Annotated in this window: 20 protein-coding genes; all 20 read left to right on the top strand. The window is 43.2% G+C overall.

The features are described from left to right. The first annotated feature begins 396 nt into the window (after nucleotides 1–396). The 20 genes from K8S19_10705 (at nucleotide 397) to K8S19_10610 (ending at nucleotide 23,492) form a co-directional block, all read left to right on the top strand. Entirely contained in the window at nucleotides 397–1,203 is an 807-nt protein-coding gene (locus K8S19_10705) for a restriction endonuclease subunit S (GenBank protein ID MCD4814147.1), read from the top strand. A gap of 1 nt (nucleotide 1,204) precedes the next feature. Beyond that, nucleotides 1,205–3,331 carry an ATP-binding protein gene (locus K8S19_10700; protein MCD4814146.1) on the top strand — a complete coding sequence of 709 codons (2,127 nt, stop codon included), beginning with the start codon at nucleotides 1,205–1,207 and terminating at the stop codon, nucleotides 3,329–3,331. A 302-nt stretch (nucleotides 3,332–3,633) separates the two neighbouring features. After that, on the top strand, nucleotides 3,634–4,650 hold the full coding sequence (locus K8S19_10695) for a virulence RhuM family protein (GenBank protein ID MCD4814145.1): 1,017 nt from the start codon (nucleotides 3,634–3,636) through the stop codon (nucleotides 4,648–4,650). Between the two features lie 2 nt (nucleotides 4,651–4,652). Continuing rightward, nucleotides 4,653–6,989 (top strand): DEAD/DEAH box helicase family protein, encoded by a 2,337-nt coding sequence (locus K8S19_10690; protein ID MCD4814144.1) that lies wholly within the window; start codon nucleotides 4,653–4,655, stop codon nucleotides 6,987–6,989. A gap of 403 nt (nucleotides 6,990–7,392) precedes the next feature. Beyond that, nucleotides 7,393–8,217 carry a Bro-N domain-containing protein gene (locus tag K8S19_10685; GenBank protein MCD4814143.1) on the top strand — a complete coding sequence of 275 codons (825 nt, stop codon included), beginning with the start codon at nucleotides 7,393–7,395 and terminating at the stop codon, nucleotides 8,215–8,217. 345 nt (nucleotides 8,218–8,562) lie between these two features. After that, entirely contained in the window at nucleotides 8,563–10,854 is a 2,292-nt protein-coding gene (locus tag K8S19_10680; protein MCD4814142.1) for an O-antigen ligase family protein, read from the top strand. Continuing rightward, entirely contained in the window at nucleotides 10,851–11,315 is a 465-nt protein-coding gene (gene nrdR / locus K8S19_10675) for a transcriptional regulator NrdR (GenBank protein ID MCD4814141.1), read from the top strand. The genes K8S19_10680 and nrdR overlap by 4 nt, the downstream gene beginning before the upstream one ends. Nucleotides 11,316–11,370: 55 nt before the next feature. Further along, nucleotides 11,371–12,348, top strand: a complete 978-nt coding sequence (amrS, locus tag K8S19_10670) for an AmmeMemoRadiSam system radical SAM enzyme (GenBank protein ID MCD4814140.1) — start codon at nucleotides 11,371–11,373, stop codon at nucleotides 12,346–12,348. 12 nt (nucleotides 12,349–12,360) lie between these two features. Further along, a complete protein-coding gene (locus K8S19_10665) occupies nucleotides 12,361–12,789 on the top strand; it encodes a hypothetical protein (GenBank protein MCD4814139.1) in 429 nt (142 codons plus the stop codon). Nucleotides 12,790–12,844: 55 nt separating this feature from the next. Next, complete coding sequence (locus K8S19_10660) at nucleotides 12,845–13,402, top strand: hypothetical protein (protein ID MCD4814138.1); 558 nt, start codon at nucleotides 12,845–12,847, stop codon at nucleotides 13,400–13,402. 28 nt (nucleotides 13,403–13,430) lie between these two features. Continuing rightward, nucleotides 13,431–14,756 carry an endonuclease Q family protein gene (locus K8S19_10655; protein ID MCD4814137.1) on the top strand — a complete coding sequence of 442 codons (1,326 nt, stop codon included), beginning with the start codon at nucleotides 13,431–13,433 and terminating at the stop codon, nucleotides 14,754–14,756. Nucleotides 14,757–15,027: 271 nt separating this feature from the next. Then, complete coding sequence (locus K8S19_10650; GenBank protein MCD4814136.1) at nucleotides 15,028–15,633, top strand: RNA polymerase sigma factor; 606 nt, start codon at nucleotides 15,028–15,030, stop codon at nucleotides 15,631–15,633. A gap of 4 nt (nucleotides 15,634–15,637) precedes the next feature. Continuing rightward, nucleotides 15,638–16,114, top strand: coding sequence for a hypothetical protein (locus K8S19_10645; GenBank protein MCD4814135.1), 477 nt, complete (start codon nucleotides 15,638–15,640; stop codon nucleotides 16,112–16,114). A gap of 1 nt (nucleotide 16,115) precedes the next feature. Next, nucleotides 16,116–16,433 (top strand): hypothetical protein, encoded by a 318-nt coding sequence (locus K8S19_10640; GenBank protein MCD4814134.1) that lies wholly within the window; start codon nucleotides 16,116–16,118, stop codon nucleotides 16,431–16,433. Then, nucleotides 16,414–16,926 carry a DUF3106 domain-containing protein gene (locus tag K8S19_10635; GenBank protein MCD4814133.1) on the top strand — a complete coding sequence of 171 codons (513 nt, stop codon included), beginning with the start codon at nucleotides 16,414–16,416 and terminating at the stop codon, nucleotides 16,924–16,926. The genes K8S19_10640 and K8S19_10635 overlap by 20 nt, the downstream gene beginning before the upstream one ends. Nucleotides 16,927–16,946: 20 nt before the next feature. Next, the gene (locus K8S19_10630) at nucleotides 16,947–17,723 is read left to right on the top strand and encodes a hypothetical protein (protein ID MCD4814132.1); all 777 of its coding nucleotides are present in this window, start codon (nucleotides 16,947–16,949) and stop codon (nucleotides 17,721–17,723) included. Nucleotides 17,724–17,792: 69 nt separating this feature from the next. Beyond that, the gene (locus K8S19_10625; protein MCD4814131.1) at nucleotides 17,793–18,743 is read left to right on the top strand and encodes an EF-hand domain-containing protein; all 951 of its coding nucleotides are present in this window, start codon (nucleotides 17,793–17,795) and stop codon (nucleotides 18,741–18,743) included. A 195-nt stretch (nucleotides 18,744–18,938) separates the two neighbouring features. Further along, nucleotides 18,939–21,578 (top strand): insulinase family protein, encoded by a 2,640-nt coding sequence (locus K8S19_10620; GenBank protein MCD4814130.1) that lies wholly within the window; start codon nucleotides 18,939–18,941, stop codon nucleotides 21,576–21,578. Between the two features lie 403 nt (nucleotides 21,579–21,981). Further along, nucleotides 21,982–22,581 carry a type IV toxin-antitoxin system AbiEi family antitoxin domain-containing protein gene (locus K8S19_10615; protein ID MCD4814129.1) on the top strand — a complete coding sequence of 200 codons (600 nt, stop codon included), beginning with the start codon at nucleotides 21,982–21,984 and terminating at the stop codon, nucleotides 22,579–22,581. After that, nucleotides 22,578–23,492: a nucleotidyl transferase AbiEii/AbiGii toxin family protein gene (locus tag K8S19_10610; GenBank protein MCD4814128.1), complete on the top strand. Its 915-nt coding sequence runs from the start codon at nucleotides 22,578–22,580 to the stop codon at nucleotides 23,490–23,492. The genes K8S19_10615 and K8S19_10610 overlap by 4 nt, the downstream gene beginning before the upstream one ends. The last annotated feature ends 145 nt before the right edge of the window (nucleotides 23,493–23,637 follow it).

Raw genomic sequence — 23,637 nt, 5'->3', positions numbered from 1 at the left:
AAGGGGTGGGAAGAGAAGAGATTGGGGGAAGTGTGTGATATTATTGGCGGTGGCACTCCATCCAAAGCTAACAGTAAATTTTATAATGGTGAAATCCCTTGGGCTACCGTTCGAGATATGAAATTAGAGTGCATTAAAGATACTGAACACAAAATCACAAGAGAAGCTATTAAAAAAAGCTCGACGAACATCATTCCGAAAGGGAATGTAATTATTGCCACTAGGGTAGGTTTGGGGAAAATATGTTGGATAGAAAATGATACCGCAATAAACCAGGATTTAAGAGGGATTGTACCTAAAACAGCAGAAAAAATATCTGCGAAATACTTATTTCAATGGTTTAAAAGTATTTCATATAAAATTGAAGAAGAAGGAACAGGGGCAACAGTAAAAGGAGTGAAGCTTCCTTTTATTAAATCACTCGCAATCCCCATCCCCCCGCTCCCCGAACAAAAACGCATCGTAAAAACCCTCGACAAAGCTTTTACTGCTATTGATAAAGCCAAAGAAAATGCTGAGAAAAATCTCAAAAACGCCAAGGAATTGTTTGATTCTTATTTGCAGAATATCTTTGCCAGTCCGGGGAAAGATTGGGAAGAGAAAAAGCTTGAGACGATAACAAACAAAATAGGTAGTGGTGCTACGCCTCGTGGTGGAAAAAACGAATACAAAGCGGAAGGTCTATCACTGATTCGGAGCTTAAATGTTTATGATAATGGGTTTGCCTATAAAAAACTAGCATTTATTAACCAAGCCCAAGCAGATAAACTTTCAAATGTTATAGTTGAATCGGGTGATGTTCTTCTGAATATAACAGGTGCTTCTATTTGCCGTTGCACAATTGTCCCTGATGATGTTTTGCCGGCAAGAGTGAATCAACATGTATCAATAATTAGATTGAAGCAAGGTGTAATGGAATCAAAATTATTGTGGTACATATTAATATCAAAAGTACATAAAGATCGTTTATTAACTATAGGTGAAAAAGCAGGCGCTACCAGACAAGCGCTTACTAAAAATCAACTCGAGGAATATATCATTTATTACCCACGGTCTCTCACTGAACAAAAACGCATCGTTGCCAAGCTCAACGCACTCTCTGCCGAAACCAAGCGTCTTGAATCCATCTATCAACAAAAAATATCCGGACTTGAAGAATTAAAGCAGTCGGTTTTGCAAAAAGCATTTGAGGGGGGATTATAAAATGGTAGACACAGGCTTTATTAAAGGTTTGGATATTTGGTATGAAAGGGCTATTAAGAGTATTAAAAAAGCCGAAACAAAATTCAAACCCATTTATGAAGGGTTTACGAATTCTCTGGAATCATTATTTCGTGAAAATGAAGCTGTTGATACTCCGAAGATTATTATTCGATTATTTCATCGAAAAATACTGGTTGGGGGCATGCTTGAATTTGATTATATTGAAATTGAAGATAATGGTATCGGATTCACTGATGAAAATTATAAACGTTTTAAAACCTGGGGTGATGACCGGAAGGGGATGAAAAACAGAGGAGCTGGACGGGTTCAGCTCCTACATCTTTTCGGGAAATCAGAATATTATAGTATTTTTAAAAATGATGATGGGAAATATAAAGAACGGAAATTTTATCTATCCAAGTCAGAGGAATATTTAAAAAATAATGCTATTATTTATCAGTTTGCTACAAAGGATGCCGATTCTAGCGAATCTAAAACGATTCTTAAATTAAAAGAATTATTAAATGAAACCGAGAAGAAAGAATATGATGAACTAACGACAAATAAGCTGAAGGAGGCCTTGCTTAAACATTATTTGCCATGGTTTTGTATTCGGCGGAATGATATTTCGTTGCTAAAAATTGAGCAGTATGTTGATGGTGAATTGAAATCAGAAGAGGCACAAACAATTACTTCATCTGATATTCCAGAGTTTAATAAAGAGGAACAAATTGTAATTAATTATTCGAAAATGTCATCAGATGGGAAAGAAATTATAAATAGTGAAAAAACAGAAGCATTGACATTGCATGCTATTGAAATTCAAAAAAATGAGTTGAGTGAAAATTCAATTAAATTAGTAATTAAATCAGAAGTCGTTGAAAATAAAGAAATTGAAATAACGTGTCTTGCCAAAAAGGATACAATTGAAAATAAACGCTATTTATTTTTTATATCTGGAAAATATTTTGATGAATCGGATGGCGCGTCAAGAGGGGATTTTAATATTACGACTACTAAGGAATTTAAGAAGAAATATGCCGATCCTAGTTTATTTGAAAAAGAAGAAATTTTGTCAGAAACAATTGAAGATATAGCGAATAAAAAAATCGAAGCAGTATATCCTGAGATACGAAAAAACAAGGAAGATCAAAACGCAAAACTAGATAAATTAAAATCAATGTTCTTGCTGAATGATACAACATTAAATACCATAACGTGTGATTTGCATGATACCGATGCTGATATACTTAAAAAAGTGTACAAAGCAGATAGTGAAATAGCGGCCCAAAATGATGCGAAAATAAAGAAACAAATGGATACTCTTAATACGCTTGCATTGGACGAGAAAAACTATGAAGAAAATTTCAATAAAATAATTTCAGAACTTGTTAAAGAAATACCACAGCAAAATCGTACGTCTTTGACACGTTATGTAGCACGCCGAAAACTAGTTCTTGAATTGTTTGACAAAATATTAAACCGTGAAATGGAAAACCAGAAAAAAGAAGCGCGAAATGTAGATGAAAAATTATTACATAATCTTATTTTTCAACAAAGTACCGATGACCCAGAAAAAAGCGATTTGTGGGTAATAAATGAAGAATTTATTTATTTTCAAGGAACGTCAGATAAAAAAATAGAAGATGTTTTTATTGATAAAAATAAATTACTTAAAGATAATTTGACAGAAGAAGAAGAGGCATACCGTTTAAAGCAGAAAGGCGACGCAAACTTGAAGAGGCCGGATATTCTTTTATTTCCTGCGGAAGGTAAATGTATTATATTAGAATTCAAATCACCGGAAGTTAATGTTTCGGATCATATCAATCAGATAAATAGATATGCAAGTCTAATTAATAATCTTTCGAAAAAAGAGCATAACTTTATATCTTTTTATGGGTACTTGATAGGTGAAAATATAGATGTTGATGATGTCAATGATAATGATAGTGATTTTTTGTTCGCGTCTAATTTCAACTATCTTTATCGTCCTTATAAACGATTGAAGGGTAAATTCGGGAAAAAAGATGGAGCATTATATACAGAAATAATAAAATATTCAACATTACTTGAACGAGCAAAACAGCGTAATAAAATATTTATAGATAAGTTGGAAGTCAAATGAATAAATCAATACCCCATTCCAACAAACTACCATATTCCAAAGCAAAGAAAATTACTGGTGCCAGTTACTTGATTTCAATAGGAAAATAAAATATTTTTTTCTGCATTGTTGAAGGTTAAATTATAATTTTTACAAGAAAATTGAAAAATATCGGTCTAAGTGTATAGCGTGATTATTCTATACACAGGAGGAATAAGTAACATGTCTAAAAATTTAGCAATTTTTCAGGAAAAAGAAATCCGAAGAAGCTGGCATAGCAAAGGGTACTTATATTCACCGGTTGATATAAATGGAGAACTGGTATGAATCACGACGGCCAATCAACATCTGACATGATTTTATATTCAACACCCAAAGGTAAGATTCACATTGAGGTTATTTATCAGGATGAGACTTTCTGGTTATCTCAAAAAAAGATGGGTGAGTTGTTTGGTGTTAATCGTCCGGCTATTACAAAACACTTAAAAAAAATATTTGAAAGCGGTGAATTGGACGAGAAAGTGGTAAGTTCCATTTTGGAACATACCACTCAACATGGTGCCATTGAAGGAAAAACTCAGAAACAACCAGTTAAGTATTATAATCTCGATGCCATTATTGCCGTTGGATACCGCGTGAATAGCTATCAGGCAACGCAGTTCCGGATTTGGGCAACCAAAGTCCTGAAAGAATATATTATCAAGGGTTTTGCCATGGATGATGAGCGGCTCAAGCGTGGTAAACAGCCTGGCAGGGATTATTTTGACGAGCTTTTAGAGCGTATTCGTGAAATCAGGGCAAGTGAGCGCAGATTTTACCAGAAAATTACGGATATTTATGCGCTTTCAGTAGATTATGATAATAATGCACCTGTTACCAAAGATTTTTTTGCAACAGTACAAAATAAATTGCATTGGGCTATTACCGGAAAAACAGCTGCTGAAATCATCTATGACTCTGCTGATGCGGAGAAAATTTATATGGGACTGACCAACTGGAAACAAGCTCCTGATGGTATGGTTTTGAAGTCAGATACAATGGTTGCCAAGAATTATCTTGGTGAAGCGCATATCAGGGAATTAAATCGTATTATTTCTGCTTATCTTGATTTGGCGGAAACCAGGGCAGAGAAACAATTAGTAACCAAAATGGAAGAATGGACCTCTTTTTTACATAAGTTTTTAGAGCTTTCTAATTATCCCATTCTAAAAGATAATGGCAAAGTAAGTGCCTTGGAAGCCAAACTCAAGGCTGAACAGGAATATGAAAGTTACCGTAAGAAGCAAGATAAAGACTATATTTCCGATTTTGATAAGGAAATAAAACGTTTGGAAGGATAATTATGAACGAAGCCGAGACCAGGGCGGAACTCATTGACCCGGCATTAAAAGAAAAGGGCTGGGGTGTTGTTGAAGGCACAAAAGTTCTGCGCGAATTTCATATTACTGTCGGTAAGATCAATATCAACAATGCGCCGCGTAAGCCGCTTATTGCTGATTATATTCTGGTTTATAAAAATCGTAAGCTCGCGGTGATTGAAGCCAAAAGTGATGAACTGGAAGTTGGGGAAGGTGTCGCGCAGGCAAAAAACTATGCGGATAAATTGCATTTGCGCTATACCTATGCTGCCAATGGCAAAGAAATATATCAAATCAATATGGATACTGCTGAAGAAGGCCTGGCAGATAGTTTTCCCACACCAGATGAATTGTGGAACAGAGTTTTTGAAGTGGGAAATAAGTGGGAAGACAAGTTCGATCAAATTCCTTTTGAGGATATTGGCGGGACAAAACCGCTCCGGTTTTATCAGGAAATTGCTGTTAATAAGGCATTGAAAGCAGTAGCAGCCGGCAAAGATCGTATTCTCTTGACCCTGGCAACCGGAACCGGGAAGACTTTTATTGCTTTTCAGATTGCGTGGAAGCTTTTTCATACACGCTGGAATTTAAAGCGGGATGGATCAAGACGACCGCGCGTATTGTTTTTGGCAGACAGAAATATTTTAGCGAATCAGGCCTTCAACGCGTTCAGTGCATTTCCTGAAGACGCGTTGGTCCGGATCAAACCAAGTGAAATCAGCAGACAGGGACGCGTTCCTACCAATGGCAGCATTTTTTTTACTATTTTTCAGACATTTATGAGCGGGGGTTCGACAAGCTCACCCACCACATCTACAGATTTCGTCGAAGGATATTTCGGTCAATATCCGGATGATTATTTTGATTTCATCATTGTTGATGAGTGCCATCGCGGCGGTGCCAATGATGAAAGCAACTGGCGGGCTATTCTGGATTATTTTTCACCTGCTGTTCAACTGGGTCTGACAGCCACGCCAAAAAGACGGGATAATGTGGACACCTATAAGTATTTTGGTGATCCGGTGTATATCTATTCGCTGAAGGAAGGGATCAATGACGGTTTTTTAACACCGTTTAGAGTAAAACGCGTTCAGACAACGATGGATGAATACATCTATACATCTGATGACACGGTTATTGAAGGAGAAGTTGAATCCGGCAAGATTTATCAGGAACCTGAATTTAATAAAATTATTGAAATAAAAGAACGTGAAGGGGAACGGGTCAGGATTGTTCTGTCTGAAATTAAACAGAATGAGAAAACCATTATTTTTTGTGCGAACCAGTCGCATGCTGCGCTGATTCGTGATTTTGTGAATCAATATAATCCAAGTGGTGATCCGCAGTATTGTCAAAGGGTGACTGCAAATGACGGGGAATTGGGTGAACAGCATTTAAGGGATTTTCAGGATAATGAAAAAACGATTCCGACGATATTGACAACATCGCAAAAATTATCAACCGGGGTTGATGCCCGGAATATCCGGAATATTGTACTGTTGCGGTCGGTGAATACGATAATTGAGTTCAAACAAATTGTTGGACGGGGAACGCGTCTGTTTGACGGGAAAGACTATTTTACGATTTATGATTTTGTGAATGCCTATCATCATTGTTCTGATCCGGAGTGGGATGGCGAACCGGAAGATCCTTTGGACTATACAATCGTAGATCCGAAAAGACCAAATGCAACCAACGAAAAAGATAGTCCCGAGTATTTGACGAATCACAGGGAACAACATGAAAAGATAAAAATAAAATTAAGTGACGGGAAAACAAGAGAAATTCAACATATGATTGCGACATTATTTTGGAGTGCAGAGGGGAAACCAATTTCAACGGAAGAATTTTTGGAAATGTTGTATGGAAAATTACCTGAGTATATAAAAAATGAGGCGGAATTACGGAAAATTTGGTCAAGTCCGCTGACACGTAAAGCATTTCTGGAAAAGCTCTCGGCTGTTGGATATGGTAAAGATGAATTAGTAAATTTACAAAAAGTGATTGATGCTGAAAAAAGTGATTTGTTTGATGTTCTGGAATATGTGGCTTTTGCTTTGAAACCCATCACCAGAGAAATGCGTGTGGCTCAGGCGCAAACAAAAATTTTCAATGGACTCGATAGTAGCCAAAAGGAATTTTTGGAGTTTGTGCTTCATCAATATATTGAAACAGGTGTGGAGGAGCTGGATCAAGAAAAACTTCCGGGATTGTTGGAATTGAAATATCAATCTCTGGCAGATGCAGAAGAAATACTAGGCAGCCTGGATGCTATGCGGAAGACTTTTATTGATTTTCAGCGCTATTTATATGCAAGATGATCGGGGGTTCGACAAGCTCACCCACCGCATCTATAGACTCCCGGCGGGGGATTTGAAAAATGATTATCCACTTTACGGAAAAACTTAATAAAAAGCTGAAACTCGGTTCGCTCACGAAAATTGTGCATTGAATCATTGAATCCACAACAATCGAATGTACCCCATGTGGGTACCCTGAAAACAAGGGATCAACAATCATGGGGCAACCACAAGGGATTGCCCCTACGCTGGGTGATATGGTGGTGGGCATTAAAATCATTAACAACCAAAGTGATTTGAAAATTGCTGGTACTAGGCAGCTGATGACATATGCATAAAAAAACGCAATATTTTGCAAGGAAATTGAAAAATGTTGGTCTAAGTGTGTAGAACCATCATTCTATACACAGGAGGAATAAATAACATGTCTAATAGTTTAGCGGTGTTTCAGGGAAAGGCGATTAGAAAGACCTATCATAACGATGAGTGGTGGTTTTCGGTGGTGGATGTGGTGGAGGTTCTAACAGCTAGTAACAAACCCCGTGTTTATTGGAACGCAATGAAAGCCCGAGTGAAAAACGATGACGGATTTCAGTTGTCTACAATTTGTAGACAACTGAAATTAGAAGCTTCTGACAGCAAAAAATATTTAACCGACTGCGCCAACACCGAAGGTATGTTCCGTATTATCCAGTCTATTCCATCCCCCAAAGCCGAGCCGTTTAAGCGCTGGTTGGCAAAAGTTGGCTATGAACGGGTGCAGGAGATAGAGAATCCTGAACTCGCCCAACAACGTATGAAAGAGATTTACGAGAAAAAGGGTTATTCCAAGGATTGGATAGATAAGCGGCTTCGCGGCATTGCCATACGGCAGAATTTGACTGATGAATGGAAAGAGCGCGGTATCGAAAAGCAGCAGGACTTTGCCATCTTAACGGCCGAAATATCCAAAGCAACCTTTGGAATGACGCCCGATGAATATAGGGCGCATAAGCATTTATCTGAAAAATCAAAAGCTAATTTGCGCGACCACATGGATGATCTGGAACTTATTTTTAATATGCTGGGCGAGCGCGTTACAACAGAGATTTCCAAGAAAGAGAAACCCGCTACATTTAAACGAAATAAAAATGTTGCCAGACGTGGTGGCAAAGTTGCCGGTAATGCCAGAAAAGCAACGGAAAAAGAACTGGGCAGAAGCGTGGTTTCGAAACAGAATTATCTTGGGAGAAATGATGAATTAGAGTAGGGAACGCAGATCTGCGTTCCCTACTTATTACGAAAGCGGTGAATTGTAGGAAAATGCAACTGTTTCCAAAATGGAAACAACTGCCGCAGATGGTCATATGCAGTTGAATGATGCAGGTAAAAGGATAGAACTACCGCGAATTTGTAGGGGTGCCCCTTGTGGGTACCCTGAAAACAAGGGACCAACAACCAATCATGGGCAACCACAAGGGATTGCTTTTACGCAAAATATTGTTTTCATGTCCTTTATTTCACACAAATCCAAGAAAAACATTTCGATTCAAGATAATATCTGGTATAAAGTAGGGGTGGCAATTGCCATATACCAGATATTGTGGAGTGATTGATGACCAAAGAACGACTCCGATTGATATGTAATCAAGGCATTCTGCTCTCGCTGATGGCCATGCTGTTGGTGGTTCCGTTGGTTTTTTATACCAAGACACACGATGTTTTTGAGTTTAATAAATTAACCGCTTTCCGGATTTTTCTGCTGATGGCGTCGTTGGCCTATTTAACCAAAGTGCTTCTGCTCGGCAAGGAGACTATTCGGTCTTCGGCTTTATGGCCGCCGATTGCGTTGATCGGCATTTCTTCACTACTTTCCACCCTGTGGACGAATAATTTTGTAACCAGTGTTTTCGGGGTTTACGAAGATTTTGAAGGTATTCTGACTATCGCAGGATATGGGCTGCTTTTCTTTTTGGTAAATCAGTATGTCCGTCATTTGAAGGATATCAATAAATTTCTGGCAGTGATCGTTGCGGCTGGTTTATTGGCAGGCGGTTATGGGGTTGCACAGAATTTCGGGATTGATTTTATCAAATGGAATCCCCACACCTATACAGCATCCCGGCTTTTTGGTTCTCTGGGAAACCCTAATTTTCTGGCAGCTTACTTATTGATGGTGCTTCCGATTGCCATGATGCTTTTTTTAGCAGTCAAGCAGGTGACCTGGAAGCGCGTGCTCCTGCTTATCATCGTGATTATTGGGCTTGCCATTTTTTTTACGAAAAGCCGGGGCGCTTTTTATGCTCTGGTAGCAGAGGCTGTCGTGCTCGCCGCCTATGTTTTCTGGGACATCAAAAAGATGTCGCGCGCAGGCAATATCAGCGAAGCATTATGGACAAGAAATAAACGCTGGCTGCTGGTGCTGGCAGTACTGGCCGGTTTAACCCTTTTTTCACCGTATGTCCGCTCTAATATTTCAACGACAGTGACCCGCACGATTGCCACTATGGATATGAAAAGTATAAAAATAACACCGCGTCTGTATATCTGGCGAAGTGCGCTCCAGATGATGCGGGACAAACCCATTATCGGAAGCGGTCTGGATACATTTCAGATTACATTTCCCAAATACCGTCTGGCTGAATATTGGCGGCTGGAATGGAACGGGACACCTGAAAAAGCGCATAATTTTTTCCTCCAGATTGGCGCGACCACCGGATTTCTTGGATTGGGCGCCTGGCTGTGGCTGTTGGTGGCGTTTTATGCGGTGCTCTGGAAACAATTGAAGACATTGCCGCCGTACCGGCGGCATGTGACAGCTGCCATTGGTATTGCTCAGCTTGGTTTTATTGTCCAAAACCAGTTTAATTTCACGGTGATTGGATATGGTTCCTTATTTTGGTTTCTTTTAGCCCTGGGAACCGTCCTGCCGCGTCAGACAGTGATTGCCGGTCCTGCCCAAGCCGGGGAAACGGAATTCTCACTTTCCCAATTGCCGCTCAATCGATGGATGGCTTTTTTAGGCAGCGGTTGTTTGATTTTGCTGCTTATGATGTTTTCACTTAGGCTTTGGTCGGCTGATGTCTACTTTAAACGGGGTATTATTTATCTTGCCCGGGGTTATCCCCAGCAAGCCATAGCAGAGTTGGGTCGGGCGGCGGCCATCAATCCCCATCGGGAAATTTATTGGGTCAAATATGGGATTGCTTATGAAGAGGCTGCCAAGCGGGCAACGGAAAAAGAGCCGCTGTTGGAAAAAGCAGCGAAAATTCATAAACATACCATGGGAATGAATCCTCTCAATGGTTATGATTATAATAACCTGGGCCGGGTGTATAAATACTGGGGTGATTTTGTAAACAAAGAAAAACTCAAAGATGCCGAGGCTGCTACTCGCAAAGCCAGCGAATTGGATCCCTATAATGTCTATTTTGCACTTGATCTGGCCTCGGTGTATCTTTCGCAGAAGCGGTGGGTGGAAGCCGAGACCATTGTTGACCGTTTGATTAAGATTTTTCCTGATTTTGCCATTCCGTATTCTTACAAAGGTTATGTTGCTTTAATGCAGCAAAACCAGGAAGCTGCTTACCAGCATTTCACAGCAGCTTCTGAAAAAAATTGGCGGGGTGATGTCAATACCCATTCTTCCACGTGGAGCAATTTGGGAATTGTTCGGGCGCGCAAAGGGATGCTGGAAGCATCAATTGAGGCTTTTGACAAGGCATTGAAGATCAAACCGCAGTATTTGGAAGCACGTTTGAATAAGGCGTTGATTCTGGAACAACGCGGAATGGGTCGTGAAGCAGCCGGGGAGTACCGTTACATCATTCAGCAGGCACCGAATTATCCCCGGGTAGAGGAGTTAAAGCGTAAGATCAAAATTTTAGAGAGGGGGGCCAAACCATGAAATGTCCCTTTTGTAGTTTTCAAGAGGACAAAGTTGTGGATTCCCGCACCAGTAAGAATGGATTGGCGATTCGGCGGCGCCGGGAGTGTTTGCAGTGTGGAAAGCGTTTTACCACGTATGAGCAAGTTGAGGATATTTTGCCCATGATTGTCAAGAAGGACAATCGGCGGGAACCGTTTGATCGTTTTAAGATTGTGTCCGGTATGCGAAAAGCATGTGAAAAGCGGCCTGTTTCCATGGAGATGTTGGAGCAGGCAGTGGATGAGATTGAAAAAAATGTTCAGAACCGGATGGAAAAGGAGATTCAGGCAACCGAAGTCGGTGATCTGGTGATGCGGAAATTAGCGGAACTGGATGACGTTGCTTATGTACGTTTTGCTTCGGTCTACCGGCAGTTTAAAGATATCAATGCTTTTATGGAAGAGGTAAAATCCCTGCTGGGAAAAGAACCGCCCAAGTAGGCACCCTTACACCGGGAGATGTTCCGGGTGATGACAGTGATGGAGAGGCCGTAGTATGCACCGGGCAGCCTATTGGGAAAAACAGGGAAATGCCGTTCAATGTCGCTTGTGTCCCCATCAATGCGTGATACCGGAAGGGAAAGTGGGGCGCTGCGGCATCCGCCAAGTGCAAGACGGCATTCTTTGGGCAATCGCGTATGGGAAAATTTCCGCATCCAGTATGGATCCGATTGAGAAAAAACCTTTTTTTCATGTTAAACCGGGTAAGAAAATTTATTCTATTGGATCAGCCGGCTGTAATTTGAAATGTGATTTTTGTCAAAACTGGCCGATCTCGCAAAAAGTTCCTTCCATGAACGCCATGGCGCCCCTTCAGGTCGCCGAACAAGCGATACAAATGGGTGCTTGTGGTGTTGCGTATACCTATAATGAGCCTTTGATTAATTCGGAGTTTATACTGGCGTGTGCCCGCATTGTCAGGGAAAAGGGGCTTATCAATGTCGTGGTTACCAACGGTTATGTTGCATCCGGCCCGCTCAATGATTTGTTGGAAGTGATAGACGCATGGAATATCGATATCAAATCAATGCAGGACGGTTTTTATAAAAGAAGGTGTTGCGCTACGCTGGCGCCGGTTTTGGCGACCATCCGACGCGCAGCTGAAAAAAGTCATGTTGAACTGACCCATTTGATGGTGACCGGCGAGAATGACGCCATGGATCAGGTGCGTGAATTGGTGGCATGGATTGCGGATGTATCCCCCGAGTTGCCGCTTCATTTAACCCGGTATTTTCCGCAGTATCGCTCAGAGGAATCGCCGACCGATCCGGAAAAACTGTTGGCAGCCAGGGAGATTGCGCGTGAAAAACTTAAGTGGGTTTATTTGGGCAATCTGAGTGCAACCGATGATTCCACCTATTGCCCGGATTGCGGGGAAATACTGATTTCCCGTCAGGGATATCAGGTGGAAAAGAGCTCGGTGCATGCCGGCCGGTGTACGCAGTGTCAGCGTGTTGTGCCGGGGATTTTTTGAAAGAGGGAAGCCATGGAGTTAGGAAAAATACTTTATTATAGTGCCAGCATTCTTTTATGGGTTTTTTTAGCTGTGATGGCTTGGGCGGCTTTACGTTCCGGTTTTCCCAAATGGCTCCGGGAACATGAGCAGGCCATGCTGGTCCTGTTGGGAACCAATCAAATGCCGGCCAATCCGGAAAAAACGCTGCGCCGGTTTTATCTTTTTCTCGGCGGCGGTTGGACGTGGTTGCTGATCTGGTCTTGGTGGCTGATGCCGGTGGTAAAGGATTTTTTCTTTCGCGAAGTATCAAATCCGGCGGCTTTACAGATTTCCCGTATTTCGAGTGGGATCGTTCTTTTTGCCTATGCGGGGGTGGGTTTTTTTTGGATTGGAAAGGCGGTTACCATCTGGTTTAAAGAGATTTACAATCATCAGGAAAAAGAGATAGTTAGAAAATGAATTTTTGCTATAATAATCCGAGTTTTTTAAACAAACCGGTATGGAGGAGGAACCCGTGGCCCGTGTTAAAGGAACCGCATTAATCCCGCGGCTTAAGTATATTGATGAGCAAGGCACCCCGGAACAAAAAGAGCGGATACTGACTCAGCTGAGTCCGGTGTTTCAGGCGGATATCCGGAAAAACATTTACGTTGGGATGTGGTATCCGTTTGAATATTATATTGAGATCAACCGGGCCATGGACAAAGTTTTTGGCAGTGGAGATTTTACCATGATTCCACAATTTGGGAAATACTCCGCCGAACACTCGTTAAAAGGCGTATATAAATTTTTTTATAAAGTAGGCTCGCCTGATTTTATTATTATGCGTGCCACCAAAGTGTGGAATCAGTACTTTGAAAACGGCACCCTTACCGCGGAAAAAGAAGGGACTAAGCAGGTTCGGATGATCCTGCTGGATGTCGAAATGTACGCGGATGAACATAATCTCTCCGTGCTGGGATGGGTCAAACGCACCCTGGAGCTTTCCGGTGGAAAAAATGTAAAGTCCGATATTGTTAAGCACCGGAAAAAAGGCGACCCTCACTGTGAGATAGTAAGTTCCTGGGAATAATTTTTATCAAACCAATCAAGGCGGAAAAATGGCGGACATAAAAAAAAGTCGTCCCGGATGTGTGGCGGATCTGCAAATAAGTCCCCGGGATTTGAGTTTTGCCGATTTGCATATTCATTCAAAATATTCCCGAGCCACATCCAAACAGATGGAAGTATCAACACTCCATTACTGGGGACGGCGAAAAGGGATTCAGCTGCTCGGTACGGGAGATTTTACGCATCCCGAATATTTCAATGAATTGAAAAAAAGTCTGGAACCGGACCCCAGCGGTTTTTACCGCGTCAAGGGTCAGGATGACAGCGTTTTATTTGTGCCGACAGCCGAGACATCGCACATGTATAAACAGGACGGGAAAGGCCGTCGCGTTCATATGGTGATGATCGCCCGAACATTTGAATCCGTTGCCGAAATTAATCGTGCTTTGGCAAGTCGCGGCAATGTTGCTTCCGATGGCAGACCCATATTCGGTTTTAGCGCTAAAAATCTCTGCAAGATTGTCCGGGAGATTGATCCCGATACCCTGATGGTTCCGGCCCACATCTGGACACCCTGGTTTTCCGTCTTGGGTGAAAAATCGGGATTTGATACCCTGGAAGCTTGTTTCGAGGAAGAACTGGATTTTATTGCTGCGATTGAGACCGGGCTTTCATCCGACCCGGAAATGAATTGGCGTCTTTCTCAACTGGACCGTTTTGCCATCATTTCCAATTCGGATGCACATTCACCCGCGCGGATTGGCAGGGAGTGCAATGCCTTTTCCGGACCGTTGACCTGGACAGGCTTGCGGGAAACACTGTTGAAAAATGATCATCAGCGATTTAAATTTACAGTGGAATTTTTTCCGGAAGAAGGAAAGTATCATTGGCCCGGACACAGTAAATGCAAACAATCGGTATCCCCGGAGGACTATGTAGAACTCAACGGGATATGTCCTATTTGCCGCAAACCACTCACGCATGGCGTCGCGTCACGGGTGGAGATGCTGGCGGACCGGGCGGAAGGATATGTACGTCCCAATGCCGTTCCCAGTGTGCATTTGGTTCCGCTGGATGAAATTATCGGCGAAGCCAAAGGCAAGGGCCGGGCGACCAAAGGTGTTCAGGCGGTATGGGACCGGATGGTGGCAGGCGGCAGTAATGAACTTTATGTTTTAATGTTTATGCCCGAAGACCAATTGCGTGACCTTTCGGACGCACGTGTTTGTGAGGCTATTATGCGAATGCGGCGAGGCGAGGTCCGGGCTATTGCCGGATATGATGGTGAATATGGGCGTATTAAACTGTTCGAAGAGTCTCCGGAATCCAAAACGGACGATCTGCAATTGCCTTTGATCCATTTCAGCGGGAAATGATGAGTTCTTGTTGCATAACTCGCCCCCTATTGTTGAATTACGCGATGTGCTTATTTTTTTAATGAAATAACGCACCCCAAGTATTCATGAGCGTATGCAAAGACTTTATCGGCATGACCGGCTCTGGCATTTGGACACAGTATCAAATTTCCTTAAAAAAATAAGCACATCGCGTGATTTTACAGCGTACTTACTTTACTGATTTTGACAAGCGTGAACGAAAATGACTAAAAAAACGTGAAACTTTTATGCACTACCGGGGTTATTTATTATGGAGAAAATGACACAAAAAGATGAGCATGTACAATGGATGCTGGCTTTTCAGGCGGGTGACCTGCAGGCTTTTGATAAATTGGTTCAGGCGTATAGACGATCAGTGATGGCTATTGCTTATCGCTTTTTGCAGAATAAGGAAGATGCGGAAGATGCTGCGCAAGAGACATTTGTAAAGATGTATAAAGCGAAAATGCGCTATAAACCGGGAAATAAGTTTTCCTCCTGGTTATTTACCATATTGAATCATGTTTGCTTGAATATGATTCGATATCGCAAACGTCACGCAACAACGAGTATGGATAAATCCTTGAATGAAGCGGGTGATTCGCTTAGCAACCATTTGCCGGATCAAAAAGCGGTGTTGGCAAGTGATCGCGTTGAGCAAGACGAGGCCAATCAGATGGTCAGAAAAGTGATTGGCGAGTTGAGTGCGGATGAACGGATGGCTCTCATTTTAGATCATTGGGAGGACAAATCCATGGCGGAGATTGCCGAAATTGTGAATAAAAGTGTGCCCGCAGTCAAGTCGCTGTTGTTTCGTGCAAAAGCAAAATGCCGGATAAAATTAAAGGGTTATCTGGATTGGGAGAAAGCGTGGTGATGACATGGATTGCAGATTATGCCGGGAAAATATAAAAGAATATCTGCAAAATCAGCTGCCGGAAAAATCGATGTTTGAATTTGCTTATCATTTGACCCAGTGTCCTCATTGCAGGAATGAAGTTGGACAGACCACCAAAATGAATGGTTTGTTTGATAATTGGCAGGCACCGGAACCGGGTTTGGGATTTGAAGCCCGGTTGAAAGCCCGGATTGAGGCGGAAACTGTGTCTTGGTGGTCGCAAATGCGGTGGAGGTTGAATTGGCAGCCATTGGCTGTTATAGGTGCTGCTGCCATGCTGCTGGTGGCGGGGTTCGTTGCTTTTCAAACATCACAAATACCCGGTAGTGGAGCGGCATTATATGATTTGGCGGTGGTTGAAGAAGCCGGTTTTTTGGAGAAACTTGAACTGGTTGAAAATCTGGAATTATTTGAGCACTGGGATGATATTGAGCAAATGCAGGGTTCAGAGGAAGGCTGATATGAAGAAACTGTCATGGCTGGTGATGGTAATGACGTTTTTACTGCAAGTGCAAGGCGCGGTGAGTGTAAACGCATTTTCCGCGCCTAACCATGATGATCAAGAACTTATTGCTGATCTTGAATTTTATCAATTATTGGAATTGTTGGAATCAATTGCCAGCGAAGACGAGCAGGCAATGAATACCGAGTTGGCGTTTTACCAGGAAATTGTGTTACTGGAAAATACCGACGAATTAAATGATGCTGATGAGGATGGCGAAGAAGGGGCGGCCGATGCCGCCGAAGAGGAGGGTGAGCATGATGCGTCCGGACATTAAAATACTGTTCGCTGTTATTTTGATACTGGCATTTCTGGTGCCAGGTTACGGTTTGGCCGGCACCCAGCCGGAGGTCAAGGGAGAGAAAGTCGTAGATACTAATTTGGCGAAGTGGGAGTCACTGACGCCTGGACAAAAACAGCAGTTAAGAGAGCGCTTCCGGGCCTGGAAAAAAATGCCGCCTCAAAAGCGTAAACAGTTGAAGCGGAAATTAAACTGGTTTAACCGATTGCCGGCGGAAGAAAAAAAACAATTACGCCGGGCATTTAAAAAATATCAAAAACACAGCGTGGACGAAAGAAAACAGCTGAAGCGTAAATGGGAAGTCTGGAAAAAGCTCCCGGAAAATAAAAAACAGATGATTCGGAAAAATTTCAAACGATTTCAAAACCTTTCTCCGCAAGAGCGTAAGAAAAAGCTTCGTCAATTAAAAAAATGGCGTCGTTTATCACCGGCGCAGCGAAGAAAACTTAAGCAGAGGCTCAAACGGTGAACCGGCGTGGGTGGGGATGGATGACGGCTGGGGTGCTTCTGTTTTTGTTCGTGCATCCTGTCAGAGCGCATTATTTTTCGGAAAACATCCAATGGACAAAAGGCAGCGATTTTATGCTTAAAACCTCACTGGGTTGGGATATTACGGAACACTGGTCTTTGGAAGGCGCTTACTATAGCGGGACAAATTTCAAGCCCAAGGGCGGGCAATTTGTTCTGAATTTTCATCACTGGGTTGGTTGGCAGGGCTGGATTGATTATTTTATATTGGAAAATGAATCATCTCTGGCTATTGGGATGGGGCATCAACAATTATTATTATGGGATGACGGCGCATTCGGAATAAGCGGTGGTCTGAGCAGAACTCTTATAAAAAAAGCCTTTCAAGCGGAAGGTACGGATATTAAGCAATGGGAGCCCATGCTAAACCTGACAGCGGAAGCGGGCAGCGACTGGGTGTTCACGATTGATGGTCGCTACTATCGATACAGTTTGGAATTGAGTCAAGATATTATTGAGCAATATGGGTTTTTATTAGAAGATCGTGAATTTATGAATTCTTTGTATAGTGATTTTATTGTCTATCAAGTGGGTATGTCGGTGGGTTTTGACGGGAAGCATTGGGGATTTTATCAGTTGCGATATGAAAGTGTGAAGACCTATAGCCAAGGATTCATGAGTACCTGTCAATTCATGTGGATGAAAAATTTGTTTGAAAAGTGGGACCTGTCAGTGAATTCGCAACTAACCTCAGATTGGGATATGCTGGTGGGAATGGAAATCCGGTATAATTTTTGAAACTTTTTTAAGAAAGTGGTGTTACTGGTTATAAGCATGCTAAAAACAAACTAAAGAGAGGTGGATGAAATGAAAAAATTACTTGGAGTTGGTCTGGTAGCTTTGTTCGTCAGCCAGCAAGTTGTTCTGGCGGGAGCTGCTACGGTAAATGAAGCGGAAAAAATTTACAATAACAAGCTCTACACCATGGAACGTTTTGAATCAACAGATGTGAATGAAGACGGGTTTTTGAGTAAAGCGGAACTTCAGGGTGAGCAATTATGGTTTGAAAATTATAAAGAGGGCAAGCGCTTTCAGATGGCGGACAAGGATGGGGACGGGCAGTTGTCTTTGGATGAAGTGAAAGCACAAAAACAGTGGGAAAAACAAAATCGGGATGCTCTGGAAAAACAGGCTTTGGAGGAATTGCGCACGAAGCATCCCGGCATTACTGATGCTGATTTGGTCTGGTTGGAAGGACATCCGAAAGTTGCCAAAGCACTGGTGAAAAATGCGCAGTGGCTGGAAGGGCATCCGAAAGTTGCGGAAGCAATCTATGCAGATAAAAAATGGCTTGCAGCCCATCCGGAAGTTGCCAAAGCAGCCTATGCCAACCGGGTTTATTTAAACAATCATCCCGAAGTGGCCAAAAAGATATATCACTATCGTGAATTTTTAAATAGCCATCCTGCGGTTGCAATTGAGGTTTATAAAAACCGGGTTTATTTAAATAATCATCCTGAAGTTGCAAAAGCTGTTTATGCCAATCGAGATTGGCTGTATAACCATCCCAAAGTGGCGCAGGCAGCCTATGCCAATCGTTATTGGCTTAATCAACATCCGGGTGTTGCGAAACAGTTATACCGCCAGCGGCGCTGGTTGGTGGCACATCCTAAGGTAGCAAAAGAGCTTTTCCGGAACCGGGCGTTTTTAGCCAAACATCCGAAATTATCCAAATATTTGTATAAAAACAGAAACAAAATAATGAAGAATAAAAAAGCCATTAAAAGAGCATACCGTAAGCATAAGAAAAACAACTAAAAAGGGAGGGCGTCTCTACTTTTTAATTGTGGAGAGACAGGCCCGGTGTATCACGATTAATAATCATCCCCGCGTTCACCCGGCATTCGCCGGGCAAGAGTGCGGGGATGATTATTTTGTTTTTGGGAATTTTATCTGCCCTAGGACGGGTGAAATGTGCTATGACAGATGCTTGGATTGAAAAGGAGATGACTTGTGCCAAGGGTTAAACAAAGAATACTACAGAATGGATTGAAGGTTCTTACGAAGAAAATCAGTGCCATGCCGGTGGTCTCGGTTTTTTTGTGGTACCGCGTAGGTGCGCGCAATGAGAGTAAGGGGCAGTCCGGGTTGGCGCATTTTTTAGAACACATGTTGTTCAAAGGCACGGCCGCGTTTCCCCAGGGGGACATTTCCCGGTTGATTGAGCGTACCGGCGGTCAGCAAAATGCGTTTACCAGTTATGATTATACAGCTTATTATGAGACTGTGCCGTCTGAGCATTTGGAATTGGTGCTGCGCATACAGGCGGACCGCATGTCCAATGCATTGCTGGACCCGCGTGAAGTACACAAGGAGCGCAGTGTGATTCTTTCTGAACTGGATGGGAATAAAAACCATCCGCATGTGCGCTTTCGTGATCTGATGAATGCTCAGACCTGGATCAATCATCCCTACCGCCGTCCGGTGATCGGCTGGAAAGAGGAAGTGGAGAAGCTTTCCCGGGAACAATTGGTGAATTTTTACCGGGCGCACTACACGCCGTCCAATGCGGTGCTGGTGGTGGTGGGAGACTATGAGGAGAAAATTCTGGCCGGTTATGTAAAAAAGCATTTCAGCGGCATTGCCCGCGGCCAGGCACCGGCCCAACCCTGTTATCCGGCGGAACTTGCCCATGGCTTGAATCAAGTGGTGATGGAAGATCACGGCCCTGCGCCCATGGTGCAGGTCAATCTATTGATTCCCCCGGCTGGTCATAAAGACCACTTTGCACTCTCAGTTTTAAGTGATGTGCTTGCCAAAGGCAAAACAGCACGGCTATACCGGTCATTGGTTGACCGGGGACTGGCAACGGATGTTTATGCCTCACCGTATGAAATGATCGATCCGGGTGTGTGGACGTTTCGTGCTATTTGTCAAAATGCAGTACATCCCCAACAGGTTGAGGAGGTGTTTTTAAAAGAATTTGCGACGGTGCGGGAACAATTGATCCGGAAACATGAATGCGTCAAAGCAGTTAATCAAACCCGTGCCCAGCTGGTTTTTTCCAAGGATAGCATTACCGACCAAGCCTTGATGCTGGGGTTTTATGAGACCGTTGCCAAAGACTGGCGTATCCCCGAGCGCTATCTCCAGGCGGTCGCCAAGGTGACTCCAAAGCAGCTTCAGGAAGTTGCCGGGAAGTATTTGATTCCGGCCAATATGACGATTGGACGTTTTTTTCCGCATGGCGTCAAAATGAAGACGGTTCCACTCAAAGCATTAAAAGCGAAATCGTGCAGCATTGCAACGGCCGCGCCGACCCGAAGCCGGCAGGCGCCGGTTCGGACTTCGGTTGCCGGAAAGAAAATGTCCCGTTGCCATAGTGAAAAATTTTCTCATGGCTGCACCAAATATATTTTATCCAACCAAGCAACTTTACTGGTTCATCCAAATCCCGGCAATCCCATGGTGGTGCTTTCCGGCCTGGTTCAAGGTGGTGTTGTGGCCGAGCCGCAGGAAAAACCGGGGATGGCACTGATGCATGCACATATGCTGGATCGGGGATCACTTTGGCGGGATGCCAATAAAATTGCCGCTGACCTGGAGTTTAAAGGAACGCAGTTACTCTATACAGCGCGGCGCGAAGAACTTCAAATCACCGGAGAGACACTGTGCGAAGATTTACCGCTTATGTTCCGTGTGTTGGGTGAAAATTTTATCAAACCGGTTTTTCCCGAGATAGAGCGGCACAAGGCGGGGCAGGAAATTTTGGCAGTCTGTCACAGTGTCCGGCAAAATTCCGATATGCAGGCGTGGCAGCATTTTTATGAAATGGCTTATCCCGCAGGACATCCCATGCGGCGCAGTCTTCTGACGGCTGCCAAAGGGATTCCGAAAATGACACGCCAGGACTTGCTGGCGTATCATCAGGCAGCGATCAGTCCTGAAAAAGCTATTTTCTCGATTGCCGGGGATGTAGAACCGGAGAAGGTCAGGCAACTGATGGAAAAATATTTGGGTCAATGGCAGTCAAGCGGGAACCAATCACCGGATTATTTCAATACTGCTTTGGAGATGGCACCTGTTATGAAATCCAAAGGTCATATCCACCGGTTGCCGGGCAAACATGAGAGCATTGTGGTGCTGGGGCATCAGGGCCTTCACCGCGATCATCCTGATTATTATCCGGCGTTTGTTGCCAACCAGATTTTGGGCGGGGCCGGGCTTTCCAGCCTGCTGATGCAGGAAGTGCGGGACCGGGCCGGATTGACATACTCGATTTATTCGCAGTTTCGCGTTTCCCGCGGCAACCGTCCCTGGTGCATTGTATTTCAGACAGAACCGGAAAAAGTTGACGCAGCAGTTAAAATAGCTTTGGAGCAAATCCGGCGGCTGCAAACCGGCAGGATAAAGCGGCATCTGCTGATCGATACACAGGAGCGGCTGGCAGGCGGCTTGGCGATGGGGATGGAGACCAATACGGGTATTGCTTATTTGAACCGGGAGATTGAATATCATCAGCTGGGTAAGGATTATATTGCGGAGTATGCCCGGCGTATTCGGGCGGTTACGTTTAAGCAGATGACAGCTGCCGCCCGAAAATGGTTTCATCCGGATAAATATTTACTTTCCATTGCCGCGCCGGAGAAATAATCCTGATTATTTCCGACAGGGATTAAATTGATTCCTGTTGGAAATTTAATTGGTCGATCCTGAAAAACATAAAAAGCATTGTGACTATTGAAGAAACAGTAAAAAGGGGATGTTATCGTGTTCGCACTAGCACGATAAATCAGAAGGCCTCTTTGCAGCATAGGAGTGAAACAATGCGCACAGGCCTCCATCGATAGTAGGGAATGGTCGCGACCATTCCCTATTCAAACGATTGATCGCGTGAGCTGCCAAAGGACAAAGTACGGAATGGGGATGAGGATAGATACTAAAAAAGTGGTCAACGAGGGCGAGGTATCATCGCATTTGAAAAAGCAGTTGACATATCCGTATAAAGTATATATACTTACAAACAAGTATTAATAAAACATACGGAGATTAAATATTGGCTAAAATACATGAATGTATAAAATTTATCTGGAATAACGGCGGTATAGTCCGGTTTTCTGCTGTTTTGGAAGCTGGATTTCATCCGGATTCCCTCAACCTGCTTGAGAAAGAAGGGAAAATAGAAAAGATCGCCCGGGGTCTATACCAGCTAACCAATAACAATTATGGTTCTCATCCGGATTTGGTTATAGCATCGCGCCAAGCACCCAGAGGCGTTATTTGCCTTATTTCTGCATTAGCATTTCATGAAGCAACCAATGAGATACCTCACAAAGTGGATATAGCTATTCTCCAGGGAACCCATGCCAATCGAATAAAATATCCACTGGTAAGGTTTTATCGCTTTGCTCCCCGGACATGGGAAGCCGGGATCGAAGAATTTGAAATCGGAGGTCATAAGATCAAAGTTTATAGTCTTGCTAAGACCATTGCAGATTGCTTTAAATTCCGTAATAGAATAGGCGTGAATGTGGCGCGAGATGCCCTCAAAGGTGCTGTCCTGGAAAAAAAAGCAAAGCCCAAAGAGATTATGCAATATGCCAAGCTTTGCCGTGTTGACAGAATCATAAAACCAGTACTGGAAGCGATTCTATGAAAGCGGACGTAAAAAATCTGGAAGCCTCTGTCCGGGCCAAGCTACAAAACAAGGCGAAAGAAACCGGTTGTTCATTTTCTGAAATATTGCAATATTTTGGAATGGAAAGATTTCTTTACAGGTTTAGCCAATCCCAATATGCAGACAAATTTATACTCAAAGGGGCACTTACGTTTATTGCCTGGCAGGTTACGGAAAGAAGGGCGACCCGTGATATAGATTTTTTAGCCCGGTTTGACAATCAAGTGGAAAGTATTGAAAAAATAATCAAGGATATTTGCGTGTTTCCAGTACTGCCGGATGGACTTGAGTTTGATGCTGCTACAGTCAAAGGGCGGAAGATAAAGGAAGACGCGGATTATGAAGGTGTCCGGGTTAAATTCCTGGTTTTTTTGGATCGTGCCCGCATTGCGATCCAGGTTGATGTCGGGTTTGGTGATGTAATTTGTCCAAAACCAAAAGCCATTGACTACCCCGTAATTCTGGATTTTCCCAGGCCCCGCCTTAAGGTGTATCCTGCGGAAAGCGTGATTAGCGAGAAATTTGAAGCGATGGTAAAACTTGGTCTTTTGAACAGCCGTATGAAAGATTTTTACGATATTTGGCTAATGCTGCGTCAGTTCGAATTTGATGGGAGTAAGTTGGCCCAGGCATTGAATAGCACGTTTAGTCATCGCAAGACATCTTTACCTATTCATAAGCCGATATTTGATGGGGAAATATACGATGAGAGATCTGACCGCCAGACACTGTGGAAGGCATTTTTGGAAAAAGAAGGTATAAGGAATGCGCCGGAAAAATTGCGTAACACGGCTGCCGAAATTGAAAAATTCCTGATTAAGCCGCTGGAAGCGATAGGGAAAGGGCGGGAATTTAAAAAAACATGGCATGCCTCAGGACCGTGGCGATGAACGGCAGAGGCTGCTGCCAGGTTTTGATTTCTGAGGAATAGACGTTCATGATGGGAGGAAAAAATTATGAGTCATAAATGCATATTATGCGACGGTAATGCAGAAACCAATCATGAGCAACCGCGATCAAGTAATAAAATACAAT

Source organism: bacterium (genome assembly GCA_021108215.1).
Classification (GTDB): Bacteria; Oederibacteriota; JAAXVQ01; order JAAXVQ01; family JAUVAV01; genus JAIORK01.
This window is presented reverse-complemented; position numbering and strand designations above follow the sequence as displayed.